We start from the raw sequence: 1,526 nt of genomic DNA on the forward strand, positions 1-1,526 counted from the left end.
GCCTCCAGCGCGGCCGCGACCGGGCGCCCCCGCACGGCGCAACACTGGTCTCGCTTGGCGTGGGTGCACACGAGTGGGACAGGTGCCGCGACCTCGCGGGTCCCGGCCACGTGCCCGTCGGGAGACAGGTCCAGCCCGAGCAACTCCTCGGGCCCGTCGACACGGCCGGTGCGGATGCTCTGCCGGCCGGGGCGGGTGTCGCAGAGGTAGAAGCGGTGCCGGTCGAGCCGCTGGCCCTCCCGGCCGGGCCGCCGGATGAAGAGCATGCGCGACCCACAGGCCTCGACGTGCTCCTTGAGACGTCGGGACAGGTCCTCGCCCAGCGCCTCACCGTCGAAGATGTCGCGTCCCCAGCGCCCGGGGACCTCCAGCAGCACCCACGACTCCTCGTGGGCGGCGGTACCGGCCGGTGGCTCATCGGCCGACTGCAGGGAGCACCAGTCCGGTTGTGTGGCGGAATCGGTATCTGACACGACCCCATGGTGCCCCATCCCGCGAGGAGGCGTAACTGTAGCCACCTTGTGGGACAAAAGTGACCAGAGGGATCTAGGCTGGACCTATGCGTATCCGTCACCGCCGCCTCGCCGCGGCCGCCGCCCTCACCGCCGTCGCGTCCCTGGGCCTGGCGGGATGTGGAGCCGACACCTCGACCGACACCCCCGCCACGAGCCAGACCACCACGGCGGGATCCTCCCCGGCCGCGCTGGCCCGGGCCCTGGCGCCGGACGAGACCGAGACCTCCGATCCCTCCGCCAGGCCCGCGGACTCCGCTCCGAAGAGTGAGGACTCCGGCGATGCCGCCGAGCGCGCCCAGCTCGTCGTGACCGAGATCCGCGTGGGCGACTACCAGGGCAAGGACCGAGTGGTCTTCGAACTCGAGGGCCAGGGCGTCCCGGGGTACTCCGTGGACTACGTGGACGCCCCCGCCCAGCAGGGCAGTGGCTTCCCCGTGGAGGTGCCCGGTGACTCGTTCCTCCAGGTGATGATCCGCGACCAGGTCCTGCCCACCACGACCTCCATGACGGAGGTCCCCGTGGGCACCGTCTCGAGCGACGAGGCGACCGGTGTCGCCGGAGTGGCCTTCGCGGGCCAGTTCGAGGGCCAGGCGCAATCCGTCATCGGCCTCGAGGGCACGGACCGCGCCTTCTCGGCCTTCCTCCTCCAGAACCCGACCCGCCTGGTGGTCGACATCGAGCGCTGAGCCCACCCGGCGAGCGACGGGGGCCGCGACCACGGTGATTCGTGGACGGTTCATTCGTATACCCCCTCGACGGTCCAACTCCCCGGCTCGTCCCCGACCAGGCAGCACAGCAACAACGCGGCCGCCCGCTCGGGGACGACCTGCATCCGGGCCCTCGGCCGGCGGGCCTCACCACCGGGACCCGCCTCCCACCAGGCCTCATCGATCGGCCACGGCCTCGACCAACCGACCAACGCGCATCGACGGCCCGTCACCTCGACCGACTCGGGTCGTCCGGTGAGCAGGCCACGCCGGCCGACCCCGATCGGCGCCCCCGCCGCGGTAC

General features: G+C 72.3%; 1 protein-coding gene and 2 pseudogenes. 1 reads left to right on the top strand and 2 read right to left on the bottom strand.

Annotated features, from left to right (window positions below; translation table 11 throughout):
- Positions 1–473: pseudogene (locus G6020_RS14350) on the bottom strand (sucrase ferredoxin); the annotation flags it as partial.
- A gap of 86 nt (positions 474–559) precedes the next feature.
- On the opposite strand from G6020_RS14350, the gene G6020_RS14355 reads away from it, so the two are divergent.
- Positions 560–1,201 carry a hypothetical protein gene (locus tag G6020_RS14355; RefSeq protein WP_182611079.1) on the top strand — a complete coding sequence of 214 codons (642 nt, stop codon included), beginning with the start codon at positions 560–562 and terminating at the stop codon, positions 1,199–1,201.
- A 50-nt stretch (positions 1,202–1,251) separates the two neighbouring features.
- Here the strand turns inward: G6020_RS14355 and G6020_RS16775 are convergent.
- A pseudogene (locus tag G6020_RS16775) lies at positions 1,252–1,526 on the bottom strand (hypothetical protein); the annotation flags it as partial.

Origin of the sequence: Dietzia sp. B19 (assembly GCF_014145155.1) — a bacterium.
Classification (GTDB): Bacteria; Actinomycetota; Actinomycetes; order Mycobacteriales; family Mycobacteriaceae; genus Dietzia; species Dietzia natronolimnaea.

Coding starts and splice junctions, on each gene's coding strand:
- G6020_RS14355 (WP_182611079.1), top strand. CDS start 560: ATGCGTATCCGTCACCGCCGCCTCGCCGCGGCCGCCGCCCTCACCGCC.